The sequence below is a fragment of the Streptomyces sp. NPDC059142 genome, from assembly GCF_042755665.1.
Taxonomy (GTDB): Bacteria; Actinomycetota; Actinomycetes; order Streptomycetales; family Streptomycetaceae; genus Streptomyces.
Window position 1 is genome coordinate 1 of record NZ_JBHZDA010000053.1, and the last position, 25,359, is coordinate 25,359.

At 73.2% G+C, this 25,359-nt stretch carries 22 protein-coding genes and 1 riboswitch; of the genes, 17 read left to right on the forward strand and 5 right to left on the reverse strand.

From position 1 onward, the window contains the following. Positions 1 to 128 precede the first annotated feature (128 nt). The 4 genes from ACFXPK_RS19785 (at position 129) to ACFXPK_RS19800 (ending at position 4,936) form a co-directional block, all read left to right on the forward strand. Positions 129 to 569: an Lrp/AsnC family transcriptional regulator gene (locus ACFXPK_RS19785; RefSeq protein ID WP_385077105.1), complete on the forward strand. Its 441-nt coding sequence runs from the start codon at positions 129 to 131 to the stop codon at positions 567 to 569. 257 nt (positions 570 to 826) lie between these two features. Beyond that, complete coding sequence (locus tag ACFXPK_RS19790) at positions 827 to 1,654, forward strand: carbon-nitrogen hydrolase family protein (protein ID WP_385077107.1); 828 nt, start codon at positions 827 to 829, stop codon at positions 1,652 to 1,654. A 90-nt stretch (positions 1,655 to 1,744) separates the two neighbouring features. Next, positions 1,745 to 3,451, forward strand: a complete 1,707-nt coding sequence (locus ACFXPK_RS19795) for a flavin monoamine oxidase family protein (RefSeq protein WP_385077110.1) — start codon at positions 1,745 to 1,747, stop codon at positions 3,449 to 3,451. A gap of 255 nt (positions 3,452 to 3,706) precedes the next feature. Then, positions 3,707 to 4,936 carry a glycoside hydrolase family 6 protein gene (locus tag ACFXPK_RS19800; RefSeq protein ID WP_385077113.1) on the forward strand — a complete coding sequence of 410 codons (1,230 nt, stop codon included), beginning with the start codon at positions 3,707 to 3,709 and terminating at the stop codon, positions 4,934 to 4,936. Here ACFXPK_RS19800 and ACFXPK_RS19805 read toward each other — a convergent pair. Together ACFXPK_RS19805 and ACFXPK_RS19810 are read right to left on the reverse strand one after the other, a co-directional pair. Next, positions 4,915 to 6,354 (reverse strand): solute carrier family 23 protein, encoded by a 1,440-nt coding sequence (locus ACFXPK_RS19805; protein WP_385077116.1) that lies wholly within the window; start codon positions 6,352 to 6,354, stop codon positions 4,915 to 4,917. The two genes, ACFXPK_RS19800 and ACFXPK_RS19805, sit on opposite strands and share 22 nt — an antisense overlap. Before the next feature lie 208 nt (positions 6,355 to 6,562). After that, on the reverse strand, positions 6,563 to 7,807 hold the full coding sequence (locus tag ACFXPK_RS19810) for an MFS transporter (RefSeq protein WP_385077119.1): 1,245 nt from the start codon (positions 7,805 to 7,807) through the stop codon (positions 6,563 to 6,565). Between the two features lie 191 nt (positions 7,808 to 7,998). Between ACFXPK_RS19810 and ACFXPK_RS19815 the strand changes: the two genes are divergently transcribed. The 11 genes from ACFXPK_RS19815 to ACFXPK_RS19865 all read left to right on the forward strand — a co-directional run bounded on the left by ACFXPK_RS19815 (position 7,999) and on the right by ACFXPK_RS19865 (position 18,642). Beyond that, a complete protein-coding gene (locus tag ACFXPK_RS19815; protein WP_385003997.1) occupies positions 7,999 to 9,180 on the forward strand; it encodes an ROK family protein in 1,182 nt (393 codons plus the stop codon). A 227-nt stretch (positions 9,181 to 9,407) separates the two neighbouring features. Beyond that, positions 9,408 to 9,538: riboswitch (FMN riboswitch) on the forward strand. Positions 9,539 to 9,721: 183 nt separating this feature from the next. After that, positions 9,722 to 10,879 (forward strand): bifunctional diaminohydroxyphosphoribosylaminopyrimidine deaminase/5-amino-6-(5-phosphoribosylamino)uracil reductase RibD, encoded by a 1,158-nt coding sequence (gene ribD / locus ACFXPK_RS19820; RefSeq protein WP_385077165.1) that lies wholly within the window; start codon positions 9,722 to 9,724, stop codon positions 10,877 to 10,879. Then, the gene (locus ACFXPK_RS19825) at positions 10,880 to 11,500 is read left to right on the forward strand and encodes a riboflavin synthase (protein WP_385077122.1); all 621 of its coding nucleotides are present in this window, start codon (positions 10,880 to 10,882) and stop codon (positions 11,498 to 11,500) included. Between the two features lie 65 nt (positions 11,501 to 11,565). Next, positions 11,566 to 12,147 (forward strand): nicotinamide riboside transporter PnuC, encoded by a 582-nt coding sequence (locus ACFXPK_RS19830; RefSeq protein WP_385004005.1) that lies wholly within the window; start codon positions 11,566 to 11,568, stop codon positions 12,145 to 12,147. After that, positions 12,144 to 13,499 carry a bifunctional 3,4-dihydroxy-2-butanone-4-phosphate synthase/GTP cyclohydrolase II gene (locus tag ACFXPK_RS19835; RefSeq protein ID WP_385003993.1) on the forward strand — a complete coding sequence of 452 codons (1,356 nt, stop codon included), beginning with the start codon at positions 12,144 to 12,146 and terminating at the stop codon, positions 13,497 to 13,499. The genes ACFXPK_RS19830 and ACFXPK_RS19835 overlap by 4 nt, the downstream gene beginning before the upstream one ends. Positions 13,500 to 13,594: 95 nt before the next feature. Next, positions 13,595 to 14,107 carry a 6,7-dimethyl-8-ribityllumazine synthase gene (gene ribH, locus ACFXPK_RS19840; protein ID WP_385003991.1) on the forward strand — a complete coding sequence of 171 codons (513 nt, stop codon included), beginning with the start codon at positions 13,595 to 13,597 and terminating at the stop codon, positions 14,105 to 14,107. A gap of 8 nt (positions 14,108 to 14,115) precedes the next feature. Further along, complete coding sequence (locus ACFXPK_RS19845) at positions 14,116 to 14,388, forward strand: phosphoribosyl-ATP diphosphatase (RefSeq protein WP_384921627.1); 273 nt, start codon at positions 14,116 to 14,118, stop codon at positions 14,386 to 14,388. Between the two features lie 88 nt (positions 14,389 to 14,476). Next, complete coding sequence (gene hisG / locus ACFXPK_RS19850; RefSeq protein WP_385003989.1) at positions 14,477 to 15,325, forward strand: ATP phosphoribosyltransferase; 849 nt, start codon at positions 14,477 to 14,479, stop codon at positions 15,323 to 15,325. Between the two features lie 46 nt (positions 15,326 to 15,371). Then, a complete protein-coding gene (locus ACFXPK_RS19855) occupies positions 15,372 to 15,830 on the forward strand; it encodes a PH domain-containing protein (RefSeq protein ID WP_385003987.1) in 459 nt (152 codons plus the stop codon). A gap of 245 nt (positions 15,831 to 16,075) precedes the next feature. Then, a complete protein-coding gene (locus tag ACFXPK_RS19860; protein WP_385077128.1) occupies positions 16,076 to 17,542 on the forward strand; it encodes a hemolysin family protein in 1,467 nt (488 codons plus the stop codon). Then, positions 17,539 to 18,642, forward strand: coding sequence for a hemolysin family protein (locus tag ACFXPK_RS19865; RefSeq protein WP_385004453.1), 1,104 nt, complete (start codon positions 17,539 to 17,541; stop codon positions 18,640 to 18,642). The genes ACFXPK_RS19860 and ACFXPK_RS19865 overlap by 4 nt, the downstream gene beginning before the upstream one ends. Positions 18,643 to 18,679: 37 nt before the next feature. On the opposite strand, the gene ACFXPK_RS19870 is transcribed toward ACFXPK_RS19865, so the two are convergent. Next, positions 18,680 to 20,608, reverse strand: coding sequence for an AAA family ATPase (locus tag ACFXPK_RS19870; RefSeq protein WP_385004451.1), 1,929 nt, complete (start codon positions 20,606 to 20,608; stop codon positions 18,680 to 18,682). A gap of 361 nt (positions 20,609 to 20,969) precedes the next feature. After that, the gene (locus tag ACFXPK_RS19875) at positions 20,970 to 21,599 is read right to left on the reverse strand and encodes a hypothetical protein (RefSeq protein WP_385004449.1); all 630 of its coding nucleotides are present in this window, start codon (positions 21,597 to 21,599) and stop codon (positions 20,970 to 20,972) included. Positions 21,600 to 21,895: 296 nt separating this feature from the next. Between ACFXPK_RS19875 and ACFXPK_RS19880 the strand changes: the two genes are divergently transcribed. After that, positions 21,896 to 23,254, forward strand: coding sequence for a peptidase C39 family protein (locus ACFXPK_RS19880; protein WP_385077132.1), 1,359 nt, complete (start codon positions 21,896 to 21,898; stop codon positions 23,252 to 23,254). 19 nt (positions 23,255 to 23,273) lie between these two features. Here the strand turns inward: ACFXPK_RS19880 and ACFXPK_RS19885 are convergent, their stop codons facing one another. Then, a complete protein-coding gene (locus ACFXPK_RS19885) occupies positions 23,274 to 24,257 on the reverse strand; it encodes an alpha/beta fold hydrolase (protein WP_385077135.1) in 984 nt (327 codons plus the stop codon). Between the two features lie 235 nt (positions 24,258 to 24,492). Between ACFXPK_RS19885 and ACFXPK_RS19890 the strand changes: the two genes are divergently transcribed. Continuing rightward, entirely contained in the window at positions 24,493 to 25,170 is a 678-nt protein-coding gene (locus tag ACFXPK_RS19890; RefSeq protein ID WP_385077137.1) for a TetR/AcrR family transcriptional regulator, read from the forward strand. Positions 25,171 to 25,359 lie beyond the last annotated feature (189 nt).

Here is a 25,359-nt window from a genome sequence, read left to right on the forward strand (position 1 = left end):
CGGGTTGGGGCGGGGGGGCGCGCGGGCCCCCCTTGGGTGCGGTGGGGGGGGGGGGGGGCGCGGGCGGTGGTGCCGGGGGGGCCCCCGGGCCGCCCCGGGCCCGCGCACAGAGAAATGAACCACCAGCAGTGCGACTGAACGAACTCGACGAACGCATCGTCCACGCCCTCGCCGACGACGCCCGCCGCTCCTACGCCGACATCGGCGCCCTCGTCGGCCTCTCCGCGCCCGCCGTGAAGCGGCGCGTCGACCGGCTGCGCGCCACCGGCGCGATCACCGGCTTCACCGTACGGGTCGACCCCGCCGCGCTCGGCTGGGAGACCGAGGGGTTCATCGAGATCTACTGCCGCCGCAACACCTCGCCCGACGCCATCCGCAGCGGCCTGGAACGGCTCCCGGAGGTCGTGGCGGCCTCCACCGTGACCGGCGAGGCGGACGCCGTCGTGCAGGTCTTCGCCGCCGACATGCGCCACTTCGAGCAGGTCCTGGAGCGGATCGCGGGCGAGCCCTACGTGGAGCGTACGAAGTCGGTGCTCGTCCTCTCCCCGCTGCTGCGCCGCCACCACTGACCCGCCGGGCCCCGCAAGCGGGCGGACGACGAGGCGTCGTGTGGACAACGAACAGCCGCGCGTGGACGACGAGGCGTCGGGTGGGCAACGAAGCGTCGTGCGGACAACGAATCGCCGTCGGCGCGGCCGATCACGCAACGGATCGATGGTTCGCGCGCAACGGACGTGTCTTGTCCCGCGCCTCGGGCGGACCGTACCGTCGAGCTGTCCCCGCGGACTCCCGCCGGACCCCCTTCGCACCCCGCCCGAGGTCAGCCATGCCCCCGCTCCGTACCGCCCTGCTCCAGAGCCCGGGACGGCCCGGCTCCGTCGACGGCGGGCTGCGCGTGCTCGACGAGGCCGCGGGCCGGGCCGCGGCGGCCGGGGCCGGGCTGCTCGTCTGCCCCGAGATGTTCCTGACCGGCTACGCCATCGGCGACGCCGTGCCCCGGCTCGCCGAGACCGCCGACGGGCCGGGCGCCGCCGCGGTCGCGGAGATCGCCGTACGCCACGGGCTCGCGGTGCTCTACGGCTACCCCGAGCGGGACGCCGACCCGGCGAGCGGCGCGCTCTACAACTCCGCGCAGTTGATCGGCCCCGACGGCAGCCGCCTCGCCAACTACCGCAAGACCCATCTCTTCGGCTGCTACGAGCGCGCCTGGTTCACCCCGGGGGAGCACCCCGTCGTCCAGGCCGAACTGGCCGGGCTGCGCATCGGGATCATGATCTGTTACGACGTGGAGTTCCCCGAGAACGTCCGCGCCCACGCCCTCGCCGGCACCGATCTGCTGCTGGTGCCCACGGCCCAGATGCACCCGTTCCAGTTCGTCGCCGAATCGATGGTGCCGGTCCGCGCCTTCGAGAACCAGATGTACGTGGCGTATGTGAACCGGACCGGCCGGGAGGCCACCCCCGGCGAGGAGGACGCCTTCGAGTTCGTCGGACTGAGCTGCCTCGCCGGCCCCGACGGCGCCGTCCGGGCGCGCGCGGGACGCGGCGAGGAACTGCTCCTCGGAGAGGTCGACGGCGCCCTCCTGACCGCCTCCCGCGCGGCCAACCCGTATCTGGCCGACCGCCGCCCCGGTCTCTACACGGCGCTGGGCTGACCGCCCCGTATCCGAGGAACCGTTCCGCCGCGCCACCCCGTCCCGTCCGTGCCCGCGTTCCCGTACCCGCCCGCGAGGAGTCCGTACCCCATGACGTCCACGGTGCCCACCGCCGTCCAGCACACCGACGCGCAGCCGCCGATCACCATGGCCGGTCCCGACTTCCCCTACGCCTACGACGACTTCCTCGCCCACCCCGCCGGGCTCGGCCAGATCCCCGCGACCGAGCACGGAGCGGAGGTCGCCGTCATCGGCGGCGGGCTCTCCGGCATCGTCACCGCGTACGAACTGATGAAGATGGGGCTCAAGCCCGTCGTGTACGAGGCCGACCGGATCGGCGGGCGGCTGCGCACCGTCGGCTTCGACGGCTGCGACCCCGGGCTGACCGCCGAGATGGGCGCCATGCGCTTCCCGCCGTCCTCCACCGCGCTGCGCCACTACATCGACCTGGTGGACCTGGAGACCCGGCCCTTCCCCAACCCGCTCGCCCCCGGCACCCCGTCCACCGTGGTCGACCTCAAGGGCACCTCCCACTACGCGCGGACCGTCGAGGACCTGCCGCCCGTCTTCCACGAGGTGATGGACGCCTGGAACACCGCCCTGGAGGAGGGCGCCGACTTCTCCGCCATGAACCGGGCGCTGCGCGAGCGCGACATCCCCCGGATCCGGGAGATCTGGGCGAAGCTCGTCGAGAAGCTCGACGACCAGACCTTCTACGGCTTCCTCTGCGCCTCCCCGGCGTTCGCGTCCTTCCGGCACCGGGAGATCTTCGGCCAGGTCGGCTTCGGCACCGGCGGCTGGGACACCGACTTCCCCAACTCCATCCTGGAGATCCTGCGCGTCGTCTACACCGAGGCCGACGACCACCACCGCTCGATCGTCGGCGGCAGCCAGCAGCTTCCGCTGCGGCTCTGGGAGCGCGCCCCCGGCAAGCTCACCCACTGGCCGGCCGGTACCTCGCTCGCCTCGCTGCACGAGGGCGCGCCCCGCCCCGCGGTGACCCGGCTGCACCGTACGGCGGGCAACCGGATCACGGTGACGGACGCCTCGGGCCGGATCCGTACCTACCGCGCCGCGGTCTTCACCGCCCAGTCCTGGCTGCTGCTCTCCAAGATCGCCTGTGACGACTCGCTCTTCCCGATCGACCACTGGACGGCGATGGAGCGCACCCACTACATGGAGTCGTCCAAGCTGTTCGTCCCCGTCGACCGGCCGTTCTGGCGGGACGAGGCCGTGGACGACCGGGGCGAGCCGACCGGGCGGGACACGATGTCGATGACGCTCACCGACCGGATGACCCGGGGCACCTATCTGCTGGACGACGGGCCCGACCGGCCTGCGGTCATCTGCCTCTCGTACACCTGGTGCGACGACAGCCTCAAGTGGCTGCCGCTCTCGCCGGAGGAGCGGATGGAGGTCATGCTGACCTCGCTCGGCGAGATCTATCCGAAGGTCGACATCCGCAAGCACCTCATCGGCGACCCGGTGACCGTGTCCTGGGAGAACGAGCCCTGGTTCATGGGCGCCTTCAAGGCCAACCTGCCCGGCCACTACCGCTACCAGCGGCGCCTGTTCACCCACTTCATGCAGGACCGGCTGCCGGAGGACCGGCGCGGCCTCTTCCTCGCCGGGGACGACATCTCGTGGACGGCGGGGTGGGCGGAGGGCGCCGTGCAGACCGCGCTCAACGCGGTGTGGGGCGTGATGCGCCACTTCGGCGGCGCCACGGACCCGACGAACCCCGGGCCCGGCGACCTGTTCGACGAACTCGCGCCCGTGGAACTCCCGGAGGACTGAGGAACACCGGCCGGCCCCCACGTACGACAGGTGTCCACCGGTGGCCCGCGCCGGGGCGCAGCCCCCGCTGCGCAACCGGGCCGAGCGTGGCCGGCCCCGGGTGACCGCAGCGGACGTACATCGCTGCGGCGCCGCCCGCCCGGGGCCGGGCACCCCGCCGATCCGGGCCGGACCGCCCCGCCCACCGGCATAGGCTCGCGCACGCCCGGCCCGGCGCACGTCCGGCCGGGCACCGTGCGAAGGGGGATGCCCGAAATGGCGGGAACAGGGGTACGGCGCTCCACGGCGCGGCGCGAACGGATCGAACGGCGCCGTGCCGTCCGGCATCACGCGATGGCCGTGGCCGCCTCGGCGGTGGTCGCCGTCTCCGCCGTCACCGGTGTGCTGACCGCCGTCGCGGGGCCTGACGGGCGGGAGACGGCCGGGCCCGAGCCCAGCCGTTCGCCGGTGGTCGCACCGCTGCCCGCGGTGCCCACCCGGGCCGCCGTCCCCCCGCCCGCGCCGTCGCCGTCGCTCGCGTCGTCGCCGTCGGCCGTGGCGTTGTCGGCGCCGCCGCGCCCCTCCCGTACATCCGCGCCGTCCACCCCGCCGGCCGCCGCGGCGGGCCGGACCGCCGGGCCCGCGGAGGGCGCGCTCTACCGGCACCCCGCCTCGCAGGTGCTCGACTGGGTCGCCGCGCACCGTGACGACCCCCGGCGCCCGCTGATCGAGTCGCGGATCGCGGCGCGGCCCGCCGCGGTCTGGTTCGCCGCGTACAACCCCGGAGCCGTCACGGGCGAGGTGCGCGCGGTGACCGCCGGGGCCGCCGGGGCGGGCCGGGTGCCCGTCCTCGTGCCGTACGCGATCCCCGACCGGGACTGCGGCGGCGCCTCGCAGGGCGGCGCGCCCGATCTCGCCGCCTACGACGGCTGGATCGCGGAGTTCGCGGCCGGACTCGGCGCGGGACCCTCGATCGTCGTCCTCGAACCCGACTCGGTCGCGCTCTCCGACTGCCTCGACGCGGCGGCGAGGGAGGCCAGATACGCCTCGCTGGCCCGCGCCGCCCGTACGATCCACGCCGCGGCCCCGGCGGCGCGGGTCTACTTCGACGCGGGCCACTCCGGCTGGCACCCGGCCGAGCGGCAGGCGGAGCTGCTGCGCGCCGCCGGGGCGGCGAGCAGCGGCGACGGTGTCTTCACCAACGTGGCCAACTTCCACCGCACCGCCGACGAGGCGGCGTACGCCCGGCGGGTGCTGGCCGCGCTCGGCGGTCCCGCCCGGCTGGGCGCGGTGATCGACACCAGCCGCAACGGCAACGGGGCGCCGGCCGCCGGGAAGTGGTGCGATCCGGCGGGGCGGGCGCTGGGCCGGGCGCCGACGACCGACACGGGCGAGGCGCGGATCGACGCGTATCTCTGGGTGAAGCTGCCGGGGGAGTCGGACGGCTGCACGGGGGCGGCGGGCTCGTTCACCCCCGAGGGCGCCTACGACTTGGCGACGGGCTGAGCGGGCCGGTCGTCGTCAGGCCCCTCCGGACGCTCCGGTCCCCGGGGTCCTTCGGGTCCGTGGGGGCCTTGCGGGTCCCCGGGCCCCTCGGGTCCCTTGAGGTGCGCCGGGGCGAAGGCGCGCAGGGCGTGGTAGCCGGTGATCACGACGATCGTGCCGAGCGCGATCCCGCCGATCTCGAAGGAGTCGGAGAACTTCAGGCTCACCCCGCCGACCCCGATGATGATGCCCGCCGCCGTCGGCACCAGGTTGAGCGGATTACGCAGATCCACCCCGGCGTTGGTCCAGATCTGCGCGCCGAGCAGCCCGATCATGCCGTACAGGATCACGGTGATCCCGCCGAGCACCCCACCGGGGATCGCGGCCACCACCGCGCCGAACTTGGGGCAGAGCCCGAAGAGCAGGGCGAAACCGGCGGCGGCCCAGTACGCGGCGGTGGAGTAGACGCGGGTGGCGGCCATGACGCCGATGTTCTCGGAGTACGTGGTGTTGGGCGGGCCGCCGACGGCGGTGGAGAGCATGGAGGCGGCGCCGTCCGCCGCGATCGCCGTGCCCAGTTCGTCGTCGAGCGGGTCCCCGGTCATCTCGCCGACCGCCTTCACATGGCCCGCGTTCTCCGCGATCAGCGCGATCACCACCGGCAGCGCGAGCAGGATCGCCGACCACTCGAAGCTCGGCCCGTGGAAGTCCGGCAGCCCCACCCAGGGGGCCTGGCCGACACCCGACAGATCCAGCCGCCAGTGGTCGACGGCCGCGGCGCCGCCCGCCGGGGAGTGGATCCGGCCGAAGACCTGGTCGAAGACCCAGGAGATCCCGTACCCGAAGACCAGCCCGAGGAAGATCGCGATCCGGGACCAGAAGCCGCGCAGACAGACCACGGCGAGCCCGGTGAACACCATGACCAGCAGGGCGGTCCACTGGTCCTGCGGCCAGTACGTGGCGGCCGTCACCGGTGCCAGGTTGAAACCGATCAGCATCACGACCGCGCCCGTCACGACGGGCGGCATCGCCGTGTGGATGACCTGGGCGCCGAAGCGGCGTACCGCGAGCCCGGCCAGGAGGAGCACGCCGCCCACGACCAGGATCGCGCCGGTGACGGTGGAGCTGTCGCCGCCGGAGGCCCGGATGGCGGCGGCCACGCCGACGAACGAGAGCGAGCACCCCAGATAGCTCGGCACCCGGCCGCGCGTCGCCAGCAGGAAGATCACCGTCGCGATGCCGGACATCATGATCGCGAGGTTGGGGTCCAGCCCCATCAGGACCGGGGCGACGAACGACGCCCCGAACATCGCCACCACGTGCTGGGCGCCGAGTCCGGCCGTACGGGGCCACGACAGCCGCTCGTCGGGGCGGACGACGGCGCCCGGTGCGGGCGTGCGCCCGTCTCCGTGCAGGGTCCAGCGCACGCCGAGCTTCATGGGTGGGGCTCCACTTCTGGGTCGCGTCCGGTGCGGTGACCGGCGCCGCCACGTCCTGCTCCGGTCCGGGCGACCTCGACCGGACGGCCGCGTGGCCGAAAAAGATCAGCGCCCATCGTAGTGCCGCGACGGGGCCGTTCCCGCCGTGGGCGTCCCGTCCGCCCGGTCACGGCCCGGTCGCCCACGCCGCGTCGTCCCGGCGGGACGCTCAGGCCAGCGGGTCGGGCGTCCCGGCCCGGTCGCCGGCCGGTTCGGCGGCCGGGGCCTCGCCGCCCCCGCCCGAGACGGCCCGCCGGTCCCCCGTACGGAGCATCCCCGCGCCGATGATCAGCCCGAAGGTGAGCACCGTGACCAGCCCGAACGAGGCCACCAGCGAGGTCGCGTCGGCGACCGCGCCGATCGCCGAGGGCGCGATCAGCCCCGAGGTGTACGTGATGGTGGCCACCCCCGCGATGGCCTGGCTCGGATTCGGCCCCGAGCGCCCGGCCGCGGCGAAGGCCAGCGGCACGACGACCGCGACCCCGAGCCCCAGCAGCCCGAAACCGACCATGGCGACCAGCGGATCCGGCGCGACCACCACCAGCAGCCCGCCCGCCGTGGCCAGCACCCCGCCGGCGCGCACGGACCGTACCGCGCCGAACCGGTCGATCATCCGGTCCCCGCAGAGCCGGGTGAGCGCCATGGTGAGCGCGAAGGCCGTCGTGGAGGCGGCCGCCACCCCGGGCGAGGTGTCCAGGACGTCCCGCAGATAGACCGCCGACCAGTCCAGGCTCGCGCCCTCCGCGAAGACCGCGCAGAACCCGACGACCCCGATGAGCAGCGCGGACCGGGGCGGCAGCGCGAACCTCGGCGGCGCGTCGGCCTCGGGCGCGCTCCGTACGTCCAGCACGCTCCGGCACGCGATCAGGCCCAGCGCCGTGAGCACCAGGGCGGCCAGGAGGTGGTGCAGCCGCGCGTCGGCGCCGAGATGGGCCGCGAGGGCGCCGGCCGCGGACCCGATCAGGGCGCCCGCGCTCCACATGCCGTGCAGGCTGGAGATGATCGACCGGTCGAGCCGGGCCTCGGTCTCCAGGCCGACGGCGTTCATCACCACGTCCGACATGCCGGACGAGGCGCCGTAGACGAACAGCGCCACGCAGAGCGTGACGAGGTTCGGCGCGAGGGACGGCAGGATCAGCGCCAGCGTCCACAGGGCCAGCAGCACCCGCAGCGCGTTGCGCGCGCCCAGCCGGTGGCTGATCGCCCCGGCGACCGGCATCGCCGTCACGGAGCCGATCGCGGGAAAGGCGAGCGCGAGGCCGAGCTGTCCCGCGCTGATGCCGGCGTGCTCCTGGATCCAGGGGACCCGGGTGGCGAAACTGCCGGTGACCGCGCCGTGCACACAGAAGACGACGGCGATGGCGATCCGGGCCCTCCGCATCGCCTGCTTGTCGTGGACCGCGTCTGCCCGCATGCCGTTCCGGCCTCCTCCGAGGGGGTCCCTCCACGAGGGCGTCCCGTTCGCCGGGCCCACCCGCTGACACACCTCGTCCGGTGCGGGAGTAAATTATCAGGAACCCTGCCTGATAAATAGAGACCGGTGGGGACGGATGAGAGACGCCCAGGGACCTCCGTGTCCCGGCAGCGACCTGGAAGGATCCCGCCATGGCCGCATCCCCGAGCACCGCACGGGCCATCAACGACCGGCTGGCCCTGCGACTGCTCCAGCAGGAAGGCCCGTTGACGGCGGGACAGCTCAAGACGATGACCGGGCTCTCCCGCCCCACCGTCGCCGACCTCGTGGACCGGCTCCAGGATTCGGGCCTGGTCACGATCGTCGGGGAGACCGACGAGCGGCGCCGGGGCCCCAAGGCCCGGCTGTACGGGATCGTCGCGGACCGCGCCCATCTCGCCGCCCTGGACGTACGGACCGACAGCGTCGCCGTCGTCGTCGCCGATCTGCTCGGTGTCACCCTCGCCGAGGCCGTCCTGCCCATCGGCAGCGACACCGCCACGGAATCCGCCGTCGAACAGGCCGTGGCGCTGCTGGAGCGCACCGCCCGGCAGGCCGGCGGCGTCCCCCTGCACAGCGTCGGCGTCGGCGCCCCCGGGCTGGTCGACGTCACCGGCGAACTCCGCGACAGCACCGGGCTGCCGGAGTGGCACCGGCGGCTCGTCGCCGTGCTCCAGGAGCGGCTGCCCGCCGCCGTCCTGGTCGAGAACGAGACCAACCTCGCCGCCCTCGCGGAACAGCGCCTCGGCGCCGCCCGCGGCCAGGACACCTTCGTCCTGCTCTGGATCGGCCACGGCATCGGCGCGGCCGTCGTGCTCGACGGACGGCTCCGCAGGGGCGCCTCCGGCGGTGCGGGCGAGATCGGCTTCCTGCCCGTGCCGGGCACCGCCGGGCTGCCCTCGTCGACCACCTGCGACGGCGGCTTCCACAGCCTCGCGGGGTCGGCCGCCGTCTGCGCGCTCGCCGAGGGGTACGGGCTGGTCCCCGCCCCGGGCGCGCCCCAGGAGCCGCCGTCCGCCGCGCTGGTGCGCGCCGCCACCGGGGACGGGCGGCCCGGCGCCGCGGCGTTCCTCGACGCCCTCGCCGACCGGCTGGCCATCGGCGCCGCGGCGGTCGGAGCGGTCCTCGACCCCGGCCGGATCGTGCTGGCCGGCGAGGTCGGTCACGCGGGCGGCGAGCCGCTGGCCGCCCGTGTGGAGGACCGGCTCGCCGCGATGTCCCCGCTCCGTACGGAGGTCAGACCGGGGACCCTCGGCGGCGCGGCCGTGCTCCGGGGCGCGCTGCTCACGGCGCGCGACGCGGCGCAGGACGCGCTCTTCGCGCCGGAGGTCTGAGCCCGAACCCCCGTTCCCCGCCCGGCATATGAGACACCGGACCGCGGGCCGGGCCCGGAGCGCCGCCTTCCGTCGGGTCCTGGCGCCCCGCTCGCCGGTGGAGATGCAGGTGGGAGGGGTGGAGCGCAACCCCTGGGCCGCATTCCCGCCCCTTCTGTGAGTCAGCCCACAGTGCTCGCCCGGAACGCCGACGATCAGCCGTGGCACACTGGGTCGCGTACCAGCAGCAGCGCACTCCGGGGTCGGTGCAATTCCGAACCGGCGGTTACAGTCCGCGACCCGGCCGCATCCAGTGGCCGGTTGACCAGGTGAGATTCCTGGACCGACGGTTAAAGTCCGGATGGGAGGCAGTGCGCGGCGGGCCTGTGCAGGTACGCCGTACCGGACGGCACGTCCTCGGACGAGCCCGGATCCCGGCCTCGGCGTTCCCCTGTGTGGTCCCGTTTCTCTGTCGTCATCGACAGGCCCCGGAGTCCGTGCCCGAAGAGGCAGGAGGACCCGGGTGGCCACCCACGCCGAACGCGTCACCGACGCGGACGCCATGCGACGGGCCGTCACGCTCGCCGCCCGCGGACTCGGCTCCACCAGCCCCAATCCGGTCGTCGGATGCGTGATCCTGGACGCCTCGGGACACCTCGTGGGCGAGGGCCACCACCAGCGCGCCGGCGGCCCGCACGCCGAGGTCCACGCCCTGCGCGCGGCGGGCCCCCGGGCCCGCGGCGGCACGGCGTACGTCACGCTCGAACCCTGCTCCCACACCGGCCGCACCGGTCCCTGCGCCCAGGCGCTGATCGACGCCGGGATCGCCCGCGTCCACTACGCGGTCCCCGACCCGAACCCGCAGGCCGCCGGGGGCGCCACCACCCTCCACGCCGCCGGGATCACCGCCGAGCCGGGGCTGCTCGCCGCCGAGGCCGAGGCGGGCAACGCCGCCTGGCTCACCTCGGTGCGCCGGGGCCGCCCGTACGTCCTGTGGAAGTACGCGGCCACCCTCGACGGCCGGATCGCCGCCGCCGACGCCACCAGCCGCTGGATCACCTCCGCCGGGGCCCGCGCCGACGTCCACCGGCTGCGCGCCGAGGCCGACGCGGTCGTGGTCGGCTCCGGCACCGCCCGCGCAGACGACCCGCACCTCGCGGTCCGCGGTGTCGAGGGCGCCGTCCAGCCGCTGCGGGTCGTCCTGGACACCGGGGCCACCGCCGTACGGCCCGGCGCCCGTGTCCTGGACGGCGCCGCGCCCACCCTGATCGCGGTCGCCGAGGACGCCGACACCCGCGGTCTCCCCGGTGCCGACGTGGTACGGCTGCCCCGCGCGGCCGGCGGCCGGGGGCTGTCCGTCCCCGCCCTGCTCGCCGTCCTGCACGAGCGCGGCGTCCGCTCCGTACTCCTCGAAGGCGGCCCGGCGCTGGCCGGCTCCTTCGTCGCCGCCGCGGCGGTCGACAAGGTCGTCGGCTATCTCGCCCCGGTCCTCCTCGGCGCCGGTCGCGCCGCGCTCGGCGACGCCGGAATCACCACGATCGCCGGGGCGTTGCGGCTGCGGATGACGGAGGCCGTACGGATCGGTCCCGACCTGCGGATCACCGCGATCCCCGAAACGACCAGCGAGAACCCCGAAGCAACCAGCGAGATCCCCGAGATCCCCGACACCTCCGTCGCACGGGCCGCCGAGCCCGCCGCGACCGCCACGAAGGAGCGTTGAGTGTTCACCGGAATCGTCGAAGAACTGGGTGAGGTCACCGCCGTGGAGAACCTCGGTGACTCCTCCCGCTTCCGTCTGCGCGGCCCCGTCGTCACCGAGAACGCCCGGCACGGCGACTCCATCGCCGTCAACGGCGTCTGTCTGACGGTCGTGGAGTGCGCGGACGGCGAGTTCACCGCTGATGTGATGGCCGAGACGCTCGACCGCTCCAGCCTCGGCGCCCTCGGGGCCGGCTCCCGCGTCAACCTGGAGCGGCCCATGGCCCTCGGCGGGCGGCTCGGCGGACACATCGTCCAGGGCCATGTCGACGGCACCGGCACCATCGTCGAACGCACGCCCTCCGAGCACTGGGAGATCGTAAGGATCTCGCTGCCCGCCGCCCTGACCCGCTACGTCGTGGAGAAGGGCTCCATCACCGTGGACGGCGTCAGCCTCACGGTCGTCGACGCGGGCACCGACCACTTCACCATCAGTCTCATCCCCACCACCCTCGCGCTGACCACCCTCGGCATCAAGGGACCGGGCGACCCGGTCAACCTGGAGGTCGACGTCATCGCGAAGTACGTCGAGCGCCTGCTGAGCCCCGCCCAGCGCGCACAGGCCGAGGAGTCCGCGCGGTGAACCCCCTGTCCTGGCTGAACGGTGAGGCGTTCGCCGCCTTCGGTCAGCACATCCTGTGGTCCGACATGATCGGCAACACCATCGGTCTGGCCGCGCTCGCCCTCGGCTGGCGGCGCTCCATCTGGACCTGGCCCGCCCAGCTCCTCTCCGGCGTCGTCCTGGTCGGCGCGTACGCCTCCGCCCACCTCAGCGGCGGTGTCGGCAAGCAGCTCCTGGTCATCGGCGTCGCGGTATGGGGCTGGCGGCAGTGGCAGCGCGGCCGGCGGCAGGCGCAGGACGGCTCGATCGCCGTACGGTTCGCCACCTGGCGCGAGCGCGGGGTGCTGCTCGGCGGTACGGCCGTGGGCACCCTCGCCGTCGGCGGGCTCTTCACCGCCGTGCCCGAACTGTCCTGGAACCCCTGGCCCGACGCGTACATCTTCATCGGCACCCTCGCCGCGATGGTCGCGCAGGCGCGCGGCCTCGTCGAGTTCTGGTTCGCCTGGCTGCTCGTCGACCTCGTCGGCGTCCCCCTCGCCTTCAGCAGCGGGCTCGCCTTCTCCGGCCTCGTCTACGTCATCTATCTCGCCCTCGTCCTGTGGGGCATGCGCGACTGGTGGCTGCGCTCCCGCGCCGGCGCCCTGACCCTGGAAGGAGCAGCAGCATGACAGCCCGTCCCGTACCCCTCACCGCCCTCGGAGAGGTGGCGTCCGCCGACGCCCCGCACGCCGAGGTCCCGCGCCCCACCTGGTACTCCCGCGACAACGTCGAGGATCTCTCCCTGGACCCGGTGGCCCAGGCCATACGCGACATCGCGGCCGGCCGGCCCGTCGTGGTCGTGGACGACGAGGACCGCGAGAACGAGGGCGATCTCGTCGTCGCCGCCGAGAAGGCCACCCCCGAGATCATCGCCTTCATGATGAGCGAGTGCCGCGGCATGATCTGCGCCCCCATGGAGGGCGCGGAGCTGGACCGGCTCGAACTCCCGCAGATGGTCGGCGAGAACACCGAGTCGATGCGGACCGCCTTCACCGTCACCGTCGACGCCTCGGGCGCCCACGGCGTCACCACCGGGATCTCCGCCGCCGACCGCTCCACCACCCTGCGGCTCCTCGCCTCGGGCGCGGCGGAGCCCGGCGACTTCGTCCGGCCCGGCCATGTCTTCCCGCTGCGCGCCAGGGACGGCGGGGTGCTCGAACGCAACGGCCACACCGAGGCCGCCGTCGACCTCGCCCGGCTCGCCGGGCTGCGTCCCGCCGGCGCGATCGTGGAGATCGCGGGCGAGGACGGGGTGATGCTGCGGCTGCCCGAGCTGATCCCGTTCGCCCGCAAGCACGGTCTGACGATCATCTCCATCGAGGACCTGATCGCCTACCGCCGCACCGCGGAGCCCACCGTCCGCCGCGAGGCCGAGGTCAGCCTGCCCACCGCCTACGGCGACTTCACCGCGTACGGCTACCGCTCCACCGTCGACGGCGTCGAGCACGTCGCCCTCGTCCACGGGGAGGTGGGCGACGGCGAGGACGTGCTCGTACGCGTCCACTCCGAGTGCCTGACCGGCGACATCTTCAGCTCCCAGCGGTGCGACTGCGGCCCCCAGCTCCAGGCGTCCATGGAGCGCGTCACCGCGGAGGGCCGGGGGGTCGTCGTCTATCTGCGCGGCCACGAGGGGCGCGGCATCGGGCTGCTCTCCAAGCTCCGCGCGTACGAACTCCAGGAGCGGGGCCGCGACACCCTCGACGCCAATCTGGAGCTGGGACTGCCCGCCGACGCCCGCGACTACGCGGCGGGCGCGCGGATCCTCACCGACCTCGGGGTACGCAGCCTGCGGCTGATGACCAACAACCCCGACAAGACCACGGCGCTCGTCCGGCACGGCCTGCGGGTCACCGGGCGCGAGCCGATGCCCGTCCAGGCCGGCGAACACAACCTCCGCTATCTGCGCACCAAGCGCGACCGGATGGGCCACGACCTGCCGTGGCTCGACGCCGCCACGGCGTCCACCTGCGGCAACCAGTAGCACGGTCGCGGCGACCAGCGGCACCGTAGGGCCGTACGGCCCGTGAAACCCCCAAGACCCCACCACCGCGAGAAGCACAGCATGCGAGGAGAGACGTGAGCGGCAAAGGCGCACCCGAACTGAGTGTCAAGAACTGCGGAGACCTCCGCGTCGCCGTGATCGCGGCACAGTGGCACGAGAAGATCATGGACGGCCTCGTGGACGGCGCCCTGCGGGCCCTGAGCGACCTCGGCATCGACGAGCCGACCCTGCTGCGCGTGCCCGGCAGCTTCGAGCTGCCCGTCGTCGCCAAGGTGCTGGCGGGCCGCGGCTACGACGCGGTCGTCGCCCTCGGCGTCGTCATCCGGGGCGGCACCCCGCACTTCGACTATGTGTGCCAGGGCGTCACCCAGGGCCTCACCCAGGTCTCCGTGGACACCGGGGTCCCCATCGGCTTCGGCGTGCTGACCTGCGACACCGAGGAACAGGCCCTCGACCGGGCCGGTCTCGAAGGCTCCCACGAGGACAAGGGGCACGAGGCGGTCACCGCCGCCGTCGCCACGGCCACCACCCTCCGTACCATCGCCGAACCCTGGCGCCAGGAGCCCGCGAGCAGCCGCGTAAAGTGAGCGCCACCATGTCCAAGAAGACGTTCGAGGAGCTGTTCAGCGAGCTCCAGCAGAAGGCCGCCCAGGGCGACCCCGCCACCTCCCGCACCGCCGAACTGGTGGAGAAGGGGGTCCACGCGATCGGCAAGAAGGTCGTCGAAGAGGCGGCCGAGGTGTGGATGGCCGCCGAGTACGAGGGCAAGGAAGCCGCCGCCGAGGAGATCTCCCAGCTCCTCTACCACGTCCAGGTGATGATGGTCGCGCGCGGAATCTCCCTTGACGACGTGTACGCCCATCTCTGAGCATCACCTCAGCACCACTTCGTACCGTTCCACCCCTTTCCTCCCCGATCACCCTCCGCTCGAACTCCGCACGAAGGAAGACGACCTCATGCTGCGCATCGCCGTTCCCAACAAGGGTTCTCTCTCCGGACCTGCGTCGGCGATGCTCCATGAGGCCGGCTACCAGCAGCGCAAGGAGTCCAAGGAACTCGTCCTGGTCGACCCGGACAACGAGGTCGAGTTCTTCTACCTGCGTCCCCGCGACATCGCCATCTACGTCAGCTCCGGCCGCCTCGACATCGGCATCACCGGCCGCGACCTGCTGCTGGACTCCGAGGCGGACGCCGAGGAGATCCTGCCGCTCGGCTTCGCGCGCTCCACCTTCCGCTACGCCACCAAGCCGGGCACCGCCACCGGCGTCGGCGAGTTCGGCGGCATGACCGTCGCCACCTCGTACGAGGGCATCGTGGCCCGGCACCTCGCGGACCACGGCGTCGACGCCTCCGTCGTCCACCTGGACGGCGCGGTCGAGACCGCCATCGAGCTGGGCGTCGCCCAGATCATCGCGGACGTGGTGGAGACCGGCACCTCGCTGCGGAACGCGGGCCTGGAGGTGATCGGCGAGCCGATCATGACCTCGGAGGCGGTCGTCATCCGCCGCAGCGGCGCCGGCACCGAGGAACCCAAGGTCCAGCAGTTCCTCCGCCGTCTCCAGGGCGTCCTGGTCGCCCGTACGTACGTGATGATGGACTACGACTGCCGCGCCGAGCACCTGGAGCGCGCCGTCGCCCTCACCCCGGGTCTCGAATCCCCGACCATCTCCCCGCTCCACAACGAGGGATGGGTCGCCGTCCGCGCGATGGTCCCCTCGAAGGAGGCGCAGCGGATCATGGACGACCTCTACGCGCTGGGCGCCCGCGCCATCCTCACCACGGCCATCCACGCCTGCCGTCTCTGACCGCCTCCGCCCTCCTCGACCAGCCACCCCGGGAAGACCCAGAACCATGCCGGTGCCCGCCCCCGTACCCGCCCTGCCGGTCACGTTCCGGCCGACCGTCACCCGAACGGTGCTGCTCACCGTCGGCACGGTCATGTTCGTCGTCATCTCGGCCATCGGGCTGATGCTGGAGCAGCTCAGCGCGGGGGAGCGGCTGAGCTTCATCGTCACCGCACTGCTCTTCTTCGGTGTGCTGGCGCTGCTCAGCCGCCCCAAGGTCGTCGCCGACGACACGGGCGTGACGGTCGTCAATCTCACCCGCACCCGGCGGCTGGAATGGGCCGAGATCCTGCGGGTCAACCTGCGGCCCGGCGACCCCTGGGTCTTCCTCGACCTCAGCGACGGCAGCAGCCTGCCCGTCCTCGGCATCCAGCCCGGGGTGGCCAAGGAGCGCGCCATCCGCGACGCCCGCGCGCTGCGCGACCTCACCGAGTCCCGTTCCGTACGCGACGACGGCCCGCGCTGACGGCGGCTCCGTCCGGGGGCCGGAGTGCCTCGTACGGGGCTCCCGTACGGCGAGGGGCCACCAGGTCCTGTCCGCTCCGCCCCTGTCTTGATTACTCTGGTGGCGGAGGCGCCGAGTGCGCCCCGCCCCGCATCAGACGGCCGTGACGGCCCGCGGGGCATCCTGCGACCCGAGGAGTGACTCCCTCCAGCAATGGACGGATCGTCCGGTAGTACCTGCGCCGCCCCCTTCGACGAGGCGGCGGCATGACCATCCCCCTTCTGCTGCTCGCCGCAGCGTTCCTTCTCATCCTCGCCAACGGCTTCTTCGTGGCGGCCGAGTTCGGCCTCATCACGGTGGACCGCCCCGACGCCGAGCGTGCCGCCGCCACGGGCGACCGCCGCGCCCGTTCCGTCGTCAGAGCCCTGCGGGAACTCTCCTTCCAGCTCTCCGGCACCCAGCTCGGCATCACCATCACCTCGCTGGTCGTCGGCATGCTCGCCGAGCCGGCGCTCGCCGAACTGCTCGGCGGACCGCTCTCCGCGACCGGACTGCCCGCCGGGGCCGTCTCCGGTGTCGCGGTGGTCATCGGCATGCTGCTGGCCTCCGCCGTCCAGATGGTGATCGGCGAACTCGTCCCCAAGAACTGGGCGGTCTCCCGGCCGCTCCAGGTCGCGGGGTTCGTGGCGGGCCCGCAACATCTCTTCTCCACCGTGTTCCGGCCGGTGATCTCCCTGCTCAACACCGTCGCCAACCGCCTCGTACGGATACTCGGCGTGGAGCCGACCGACGAGCTGGCCTCGGCCCGTACGCCCGGGGAACTCGTCTCACTGGCCCGCCACTCCGCACGGGCCGGCACCCTCGAACAGGACACGGCCGACCTGTTCGTACGGACCCTCTCCCTCGGCCGGCTCACCGCACAGCATGTGATGACGCCCCGCGTGAAGGTCAGCGCCCTCCAGGCGGACGCGACGGCGGCCGACGTCGTCAATCTGACGCGGGCCACCGGGCTCTCCCGCTTCCCCGTCTACCGCGAGCGCATCGACGAGATCATCGGCATGGTGCACCTCAAGGACGCGCTCGCCGTCCCCGTGGCGGAACGGCTGCGCACCCCGGTGGGCCGGATCGCCCTCCCCGCGCTGCTCGTCCCGGAGACCCTGCCCGTGCAGCAGCTCCTGGAGCGGCTGCGCAACGAGCAGCCGATAGCCGCCGTGGTCGACGAGTACGGCGGTACGGCCGGGGTCGTCACCCTGGAGGACATCGTCGAGGAGCTGGTCGGCGAGGTGCTCGACGAGCACGACGCCGAGGGCGACGGACGGCCGGAACTGGCCCCCGTCGACCCCGTCGACGGCCGGCCCGCCTGGGAGGCCGACGGCAGCGCCCGGATCCTCACCCTGCGGCGCATCGGACTCGACGCCCCCGAGGGGCCCTACGAGACGCTGGCCGGTCTCGTCGCCGATCTGCTCGGCCGCATCCCCGCCCCCGGCGACCGCGCCGAGCTGCCCGGCTGGCGGCTCTCCGTGCGCCAGGTGGACCGCTACCGGGCCGAACGGGTCCGGCTGATACGGCTGACGGACGACGCACCCGTCGAGCCCGGACCCGCCGCGGGGGCCGCCCGGCCGCCGCGGACCGGGGCGCCGCCCACGTCGGAGCCCGCGTCCACACCGGCGTTCACGCCGGTGTCCACGCCCGCGTCCGTGTCCGCTCCCGTGATGGCGGAGGGGGTCCGATGAGCGTGCTGCAACTCGCCTTCGCCGTCCTCCTGGTCCTCGCCAACGGCTACTTCGTCGGGGCCGAGTTCGCTCTCGTCTCCGTACGCCGCAGCCAGATCGAACCGCACGCCGCGCGCGGCTCCGCCCGCGCCAGACAGGCGCTGTACGGGCTGGAGAACCTGCCGCAGATGATGGCCGCCGCGCAGTTCGGCATCACCGTCTGCTCCCTGACCCTCGGCGCGGTGGCCGAGCCGACGGTGGCGCACCTCCTGGAGCCGGTCTTCCACGCGATCCGGGTGCCGGAGGGCCTGATCCACCCGCTGGGCTATGTCATCGCCCTGGCGCTGGTCGTCTTCCTGCACCTGGTCATCGGCGAGATGGTCCCCAAGAACCTCGCCATGGCCGCCCCGGAGAAGACGGCGCTCTGGCTCAGCCCTGGCCTGGTCGGCTTCGCCCGGCTCTGCCGGCCGGTCACCGCCGCGCTGGGTGCCTGCGCCCGGCTCGTCCTGCGGGCCTTCCGCGTCGAGCCCAAGGACGAGGTGGAGGCCGTCTTCACCAGCGAGCAGCTCAACCGGCTCGTCGAGGACTCGGGGCAGGCGGGGCTGCTGGAGCCCGAGGCGCAGGAGCGTCTGGAGGACGCGCTGGAGCTGGGCAGCCGCCCGGTCACCGACGTACTCCTCACCCGCGCCTCACTGGTCACCGTGAACCCGGCCGTCACCCCGCGCGAGATCGAGGAGCTGACGGTACGCACCGGCTACTCCCGCTTCCCGGTGTGCGCGGAGGGCGGCGGCGCCTTCATGGGGTATCTCCACGTCAAGGACGTCCTCGATCTGGAGACGGCCGACCGGGCGGTGCCCCAGCACGTCTGGCGGCCGATGGCGACCCTCCGCGCGGAACTCCCGCTGGACGACGCCCTCACCGTGATGCGCCGCGCGGCCACCCATCTCGCCCAGGTCGCGGACGCGTCCGGGCGGGTGCTCGGCCTGGTGGCGCTGGAGGACGTCCTCGAAATGCTGGTCGGGGAGGTACGGGACCCCTCCCACCGGGAGGTGCCCGCCACCCGGGCCACCCTCGTCGGCGAACAGCGCACGGACCAGGCCGCTCAGGCCCTGGCCCGCTGAACCACCGGCTCCGGGCCGCTCCCGGGGCCCGGCGGGGTCATGTCCCCGCCGGGTCCTGGGGGCTCCGGCCGGCCGGGCCGCGCCCCGAGAGCACCTCGCCGTACGCCTGCATCAGATCGGGCAGCCGCAGCGTCGCCAGATCATCGCGCGTAGGCGTACCGCTGTAGCCGGAGAGCCGCAGATCGCGGTAGGCGCAGCTCTTCTCGTAGAGCGTCCGGACGAACCGGCCGTTGCCCAGCTCGTCGATCCATCCCTGGTCGACCACGTGCCCGCTGATCGAACGCAGCTCGTCGACGGACTCCTCGTCCCACACGTCCCCGTTCTCGGCGGCCAGCACTCCGCCGATCGCGGTCAGTTCGAGCGGCCGGTAGCTCGGGAAGTCGACCCGGCTGGTGAACCGCGAGGAGAGCCCGGGGTTGGTGGCGAGCAGCCGGTCCATGCCCTCCGGATAGCCCGCCAGGATCACCACGAGATGGTCCCGGTTGTCCTCGGCACGCTTCAGCAGCACCTGAAGGGCCTCGTCGCCGTACGCGTCGCCCTTGCTGTAGCCGGAGTTGGAGAGGCTGTACGCCTCGTCCACGAAGAGCACCCCGCCGATCGCCGAGTCGATCAGCTCGTTCGCCTTGACGGCGGTCTGGCCCAGGAACTCCCCGACCAGATCGGCCCGTTGCGCCTCGACCAGATGGTCCCCGCCGAGCAGTCCGAGCGCGTAGAAGATCCGGCCGAGGATGCGTGCCACCGTGGTCTTGCCGGTGCCCGAGGGGCCGGAGAAGACAAAGTGACGTTTCGGCGGCTGGACGGGAAGCCCCTGACCGGCCCGCAGCCGCGCCATACGGAGCTGCGCGGAGACCGCCTTGACCTGACGCTTCACCGGTTCGAGCCCGACCATCCGCTCCAGCTCGGCCAGCGCCTCGGCGAGCAGCGCGGGATCCGTCGGCCCCTCGGGGAAGCGCGGCGCGGGCGGCTGCCCGGGCGGCGGCAGCTTCTCCCGCGGGGGCTCGGGCACGGCGGGCGGACCGCCGCCCAGCGGCGGCTGCGGCTCCCTGCCGACCAGGATGTCGGAGCCGAGCGGCCCCTCCGGATCGCCCTGTGCCTGGGACTGCGGCTGGGCCTCCGTCAGATCCGCCGCGTCCTGGCCGAGCCCGGCCAGCGCCACGGACGCCAGCCCCACCGGGTCGTCGGGGGAGTCGTAGCCGTCGTAGCCGTCCGAGTCGGTGATCGCGGCGAGCCGCGCGGCGGTGTCCATGAACGCCGGGTCCAGCCGGTGCACGGCCCGGTAGAGGGGCAGGGCGGCGGCGCTGCGCCCGGTGCCCTCGTGGGCGCGGGCCAGCCAGTACCGCAGCTCCTTACGCTGCGGCTGCTCGCTGCGGCAGCGCATCAGCGCGGTGGCCAGCAGCGGCTCCGCCTGGCCGAACATCTCCAGCCTGACCCGGGCCATCCCGCCGAAGAGCCCCGCCTCGATGCCCAGCAGCGGATCGTGGACGAGCTGTTCGGTGTGGCGGCACAACTGGTCCCAGTCCTTGACCAGATAGGCGCGACACGCGTGCAGGAAGCGCACCTGCGGATCGGTGTCCACCGGCGGCAGCTCCGCCAACGCCCGGTCCAGCTCGGGCACATGACGGCCGTCCAGCCAGTGCGAGGCGTGCGCCAGCCGCAGGTCCCGTCCGCTCTCCAGTACGGGCTGGACCCACCAGCCCAGCCAGTACCAGGAGTTGAGGGTGCGACGGTGGCGGGTGCGCTGCTCGCCGAAGCGCTCGCGATGGCGGTACATGTGGATCAGGGCGGTGGTGGTCTCGACGCGCAGCGCGTGCAGACCGAGCCAGCCGTCGGCCATCCCGGGATCGAGCCGGACGGCAGTCCTGAACTCCTCCTCCGCCTGGGGGTACGCCCCCATCGTGTAGGCGTCCACCCCGCGCACCCAGGCGAGGTCGGCCGGGGCTCCCGTGCCCTGCGTGCCGATATCCATCAGGTCCCCCACAAACCGTGCCCCCGTGATGTCCCGCCGGGCGGGCGCCCGTCGGCAGCGTACTGAACCACCATGACGCGGACGGGAATTGACCGCACTCAGAGGCATCGTACCTGCGCAGAGTGTGTGCGACTAAGGGCGCCGCCCACCACTTCACCCGGTGACCCAGGGTGAGCGGGCGGGGCGGTGCGAGGCACGGAAAAGGGTGAAGAGGGCAGAACGAAGCCCCCGATCACGGGGGAACAACCGGGGGCTTCGCGTCTGCGGCGGCTCCGAAAAGCCGCACATTAAGAACGTAAGACCTGCCCTGCCCACTGGTCAAGCCGAGTTGGGCACTCTGCGCGCGTCGATTTCCGACTGCTCAGTATGGTGGCTCCGACCGGTCACGTTCCGTGATGGTCTGGTCCTGCATCGCGGTCGCGTGAGGCATCGGGCTTATCGCGTATCCCTCCTGCCCCTCTCGTACCAGAGCATCGGAAAAGGGACGAGACGGGTCTGTCGCGAAATGGCGTGTCTCCGCCACTGTCCAGCCGTCCCAGAACGCGGACTGGGCCGGCCCGTCCCGGCGGCGCCCCCGCTCCCAGGACTCCTCGGCGCCCCGCTCCATCCAGAACAGCCCGGCGAGATACGGCCGCAGCGCCCGCCGCCCGGACCCGACCCCCTCCAGGAGGACCACGGGGGCGGCGGGCAGCGCGCGCGGCGCGGTGAAGCGGCGCAGCGTCCAGTCGTACGGCGTGTACGACGCGTCCGAACCGCGGGCGAACGCCTCGATGACCTGGGTCGTCAGCCGGGGCACCCAGTCGAACAGCTCTTCGTGGCTCGCCACGTCGTCCAGGCGCAGTACGGGCGCGCCGCCGAGCGCCGCCGCGAGCCGCGCCGCGAAGGTGGTCTTGCCCGAGCCGGCGTGGCCGTCCACCGCGATCAGCCGGACCGGGCCGCAGGAGGGCGGCAGGGCGCGCAGCCGCGCGGCCACGGCGGTGAGGTCGTCCATACGGCCCAGCCTACGAGCCGCGCGTCCCGCGCGGGCGCCGGGCCGCCGCAGGTCATGCCACCGGTGGAGACCAATATTGCTCGGCCGACGCGGGGCGAATCGCTGGCAGAAGGCCGCCGGGAGCCGGGATAGTGGACCACTGTCGACCCGTCATGCGCCCGCCGTCCCCCGCCCCTTCGCCGCTCCTCGCTCTCCCTGCCCCGCCCCGCCGCCTCGGCGTCTCCCCGCCCCGCACCCCCGCCGCCTCGGCGCCTCTCCGCCTCTCCGCCTCTTCCGTCCGTCGACCGGAGGTTCCCATGACCCGTCCCCCCTCGCGCAGAACCGTTCTCGCCGCCGCGCTCGCGGTCACCGCCGCCACCGGGGCGGGCGCCGCCCTCCCGGCCGGCGCGGCGGCGGCAGCCCCCGGCGCCCCGGCCCGGTCGCCCGTGGACAACGCGTTCTGGACCTCGTACGCCGACTGGCGGGCCGGCACCGCCCACGGCGTACGCGCCGTCTCCGGCGCCCGGCCCTCGCTGGTCATCGACGCCCCGGCGGGCACCACCACCTACACCGACCCGCACACCGGCACGACCTCCGCATGGGAGTACGCCACCTGGACCTCGCCCACGCACCGCTCGACGGTCCCCGCCACCGAGGTGATCGCCTCCTGGAACGCGCGGACCCCGGCGGGCACCTGGCTCCAGATCGAACTGCGCGGACAGTACGCCGACGGCACCGACACCCCGTGGTACGTGATGGGCCGCTGGGCCTCGGGCGACGGGGACGGCGACATCCGGCGCACCTCGCTGGACGGCCAGAGCGACGGCCGCAGCACCATCTGGACGGACACCTTCGCCGTGGACGACGCGTCGACCGGGACGCGCCTCGTCTCGTACCGGCTGCGCCTCACCCTCCACCGCACCCCCGGCAGCGGTCTCACCCCGGTGGTCCACCGGATCGGCGCGATGGCCTCCGACGTCCCGGACCGGTTCACCGTCCCCGCCTCCACGCCGGGGCTCGCGCGGGAGCTGACCGTGCCGCGCTACTCGCAGAACACGCACATCGGGCAGTACCCCGAGTACGACAACGGGGGCGAGGCGTGGTGCAGCCCCACCTCCTCGCAGATGATCATCGAGTACTGGGGGCGTGTCCCCACCCCCGAGGAACTGGCCTGGGTGAACCCGGACTTCGACGACCCGCAGGTCTGCCACGCGGCCCGGTTCACCTACGACCACCAGTACGAGGGCTGCGGCAACTGGCCGTTCAACGCGGCCTACGCCGCCACGTACCGGGACCTCGGCTCCGCCGTCACCCGGCTCGGCTCGCTCACCGACGTGGAGACGCTGGTGGGCGCGGGCATCCCCGTCATCACCTCGCAGTCCTTCCTCAAGGAGGAGCTGACGGGGGCGGGGTACGGCACCTCCGGCCACCTCATGACGGTCATCGGCTTCACCCCCGAGGGCGACGTGATCGCCAACGACCCCGCCTCGCCCAGCAACACGGCCGTACGCCGGGTCTACCGCCGCGCCGAGTGGGAGACCATCTGGCTGCGCACCAAGCGGTACAACGCGTCCGGCAAGGTCGCCTCCGGCACGGGCGGGGTCTGCTACGTCTACTGGCCCGCGAAGCCGTCCGCCGCCCAGTGCCGGGCGCTGCGGACGGTCGGTCTGCTCTGACGGCGCGCCCCGGACGCGGTCAGGACGCGGGCAGCGAGTGCAGCCACTCCACGAGGAGCCGGTTGACCTCGTCCGCCCGCTCCTGCTGCACCCAGTGGCCGCAGCCTTCGAGGAGGTGCGAGGAGACCAGCCCCGGCAGCGTGACGGGATAGTTCGCGAGGGCCTCCGCCATCCAGGTGGTGGAGGAGTCGAGCGTCCCGCCGATGAAGAGCGACGGCTGGCGGACCGGCGCCCCGTCCCACGCGGCGAGGTCCTCCCAGTCCCGGTCGACATTGCGGTAGCGGTTCAGCGCCCCGGTCAGCCCCGTGCGCTCGAACTCGCCCGCGTAGAAGTCGAGATCGGCCTCCGTCAGCCAGGAGGGCAGCGGCCCGCCCGGAAAACGGCCGGAGAGCTTCCCGCCCGGGGGCACGAAGAAGAGCCGGTCCTTGCCCTCCGGGTCCATCGTGTCCGCCGACAGTCCCGCGTAGAACCCGGCCAGCCAGCCCCGTACATCCGGCTCGATCTCCGCCTCCGCGCGGCCCGGCCGCTGGAAGTAGCCGACGTAGAACTCCTCGTCCCCGCCGATCATCCCGAAGGCGTCGCTCGGCCGGAACCCGCTCCTCGGCGCGTACGGGACGCTCATCAGCCCCACGGCGGTGAAGACGTCCGGCCTGAGCAGCGCGGAGTTGGCGGCGATGGGGGAGCCCCAGTCATGGCCCACCACCACCGCGCTCTCCTCGCCGAGCGCACGCACCACACCGGCGTTGTCGGAGACGTGGGCGAGCATCCGGTACGCGGCCACGTCGGCCGGCTTCGAGGAGCGCCCGTAGCCGCGCAGGTCGACGGCGACCGCGCGGTACCCGGCGGCGGCCAGCGCGGGAAGCTGGTGGCGCCAGGAGTACCAGGACTCCGGGAACCCGTGGACGAGCAGCACCAGCGGTCCGCTGCCCTGTTCCGCCACATGGATCCGGCCGCCGGGGACCTCCACCAGTCGGTGCTTCACATCCGGGTGTGCCGTCGGCATCGCTGCTCCTCGCTCGGTGGTGCGCTGGTCCCACGATCATTCGGGCGGTCCGTACCCCTCGCAAGATTTGTTGCGGTATCGGCAAAACCGTCCCGTGGGTACCGAGCGGAGCCCCGGCCGTCCCCGCCCGCCCCACGGGGCTTCTCCGGCCACACCGCGAGTGCGCGCGCCATCTCTGCAATACTGCGGGAATTCCTGCGGGAACACCGTGGCAGCCGGAGACCAGGACGCGAATTTGAATCGTAGTCAACAGCGTGGGACGTCCCTGCGATCACAGGTACGGCGCTCCGAACTCATCGCAACCGGCCGGAAGTTGTTTGCCGACACCTCGTACGACGCGCTGTCGATGGACGACATCGCACAGCACGCGGGCGTCGCCAAAGGACTGATCTACTACTACTTCAAGAACAAGCGCGGCTACTACCTCGCCATCGTCGAGGACTCGGTCGCCGAACTCGTCTCCCTCGCCGCCGACGGCGCCGAACTGCCGCGCACCCAGCGGGTGCAGCGCACCGTCGAGGCATATCTGCGCTTCGCCCAGTACAACGAGGCGGCGTACCGCACCATCATCACCGGCGGCGTCGGCTTCGACACCCAGGTCCAGGCGATCCGCGACGCGGTCAGGACCGGTCTGGTCGCCACGGTCGCCCAGGGCGCCTACGGCCACCAGGACATCCCGCCGATCGCGCGGCTCGCCCTGCTCGGCTGGCTCAGCAGCGTCGAGTGGCTGACGCTCGAATGGCTGGAGCACCGGGACGAGCTGCGGCGGGAGATCCCGCGCGATCTGCTCGTCAGGATGCTGCGCCACACGCTCAACACGATCGAGGAGTTCGCCCCGGAGTGCCCGGCGCCGCCCCAGGACCCCGACTGGACCCCGTTCACCGGGCGGGACCCCGGGCAGGACGTGTCGTAGCGGTCGTAGCGGTCGTAGCGGTCGTACGGCGTTCGGGGACGGGCGTACGGGGACGGGCGTACGGGGACGGGCGGACCGGGAGACACGGACGCCGGGGGGGGGGGCCGCGGGGAGGCCCGCGCCCCCCCGCGGGGCCCGGGGGGGGGGGCGGGGGCGCGCCGGGGGTGGACGCGCGAGTGGGGCGAGTCT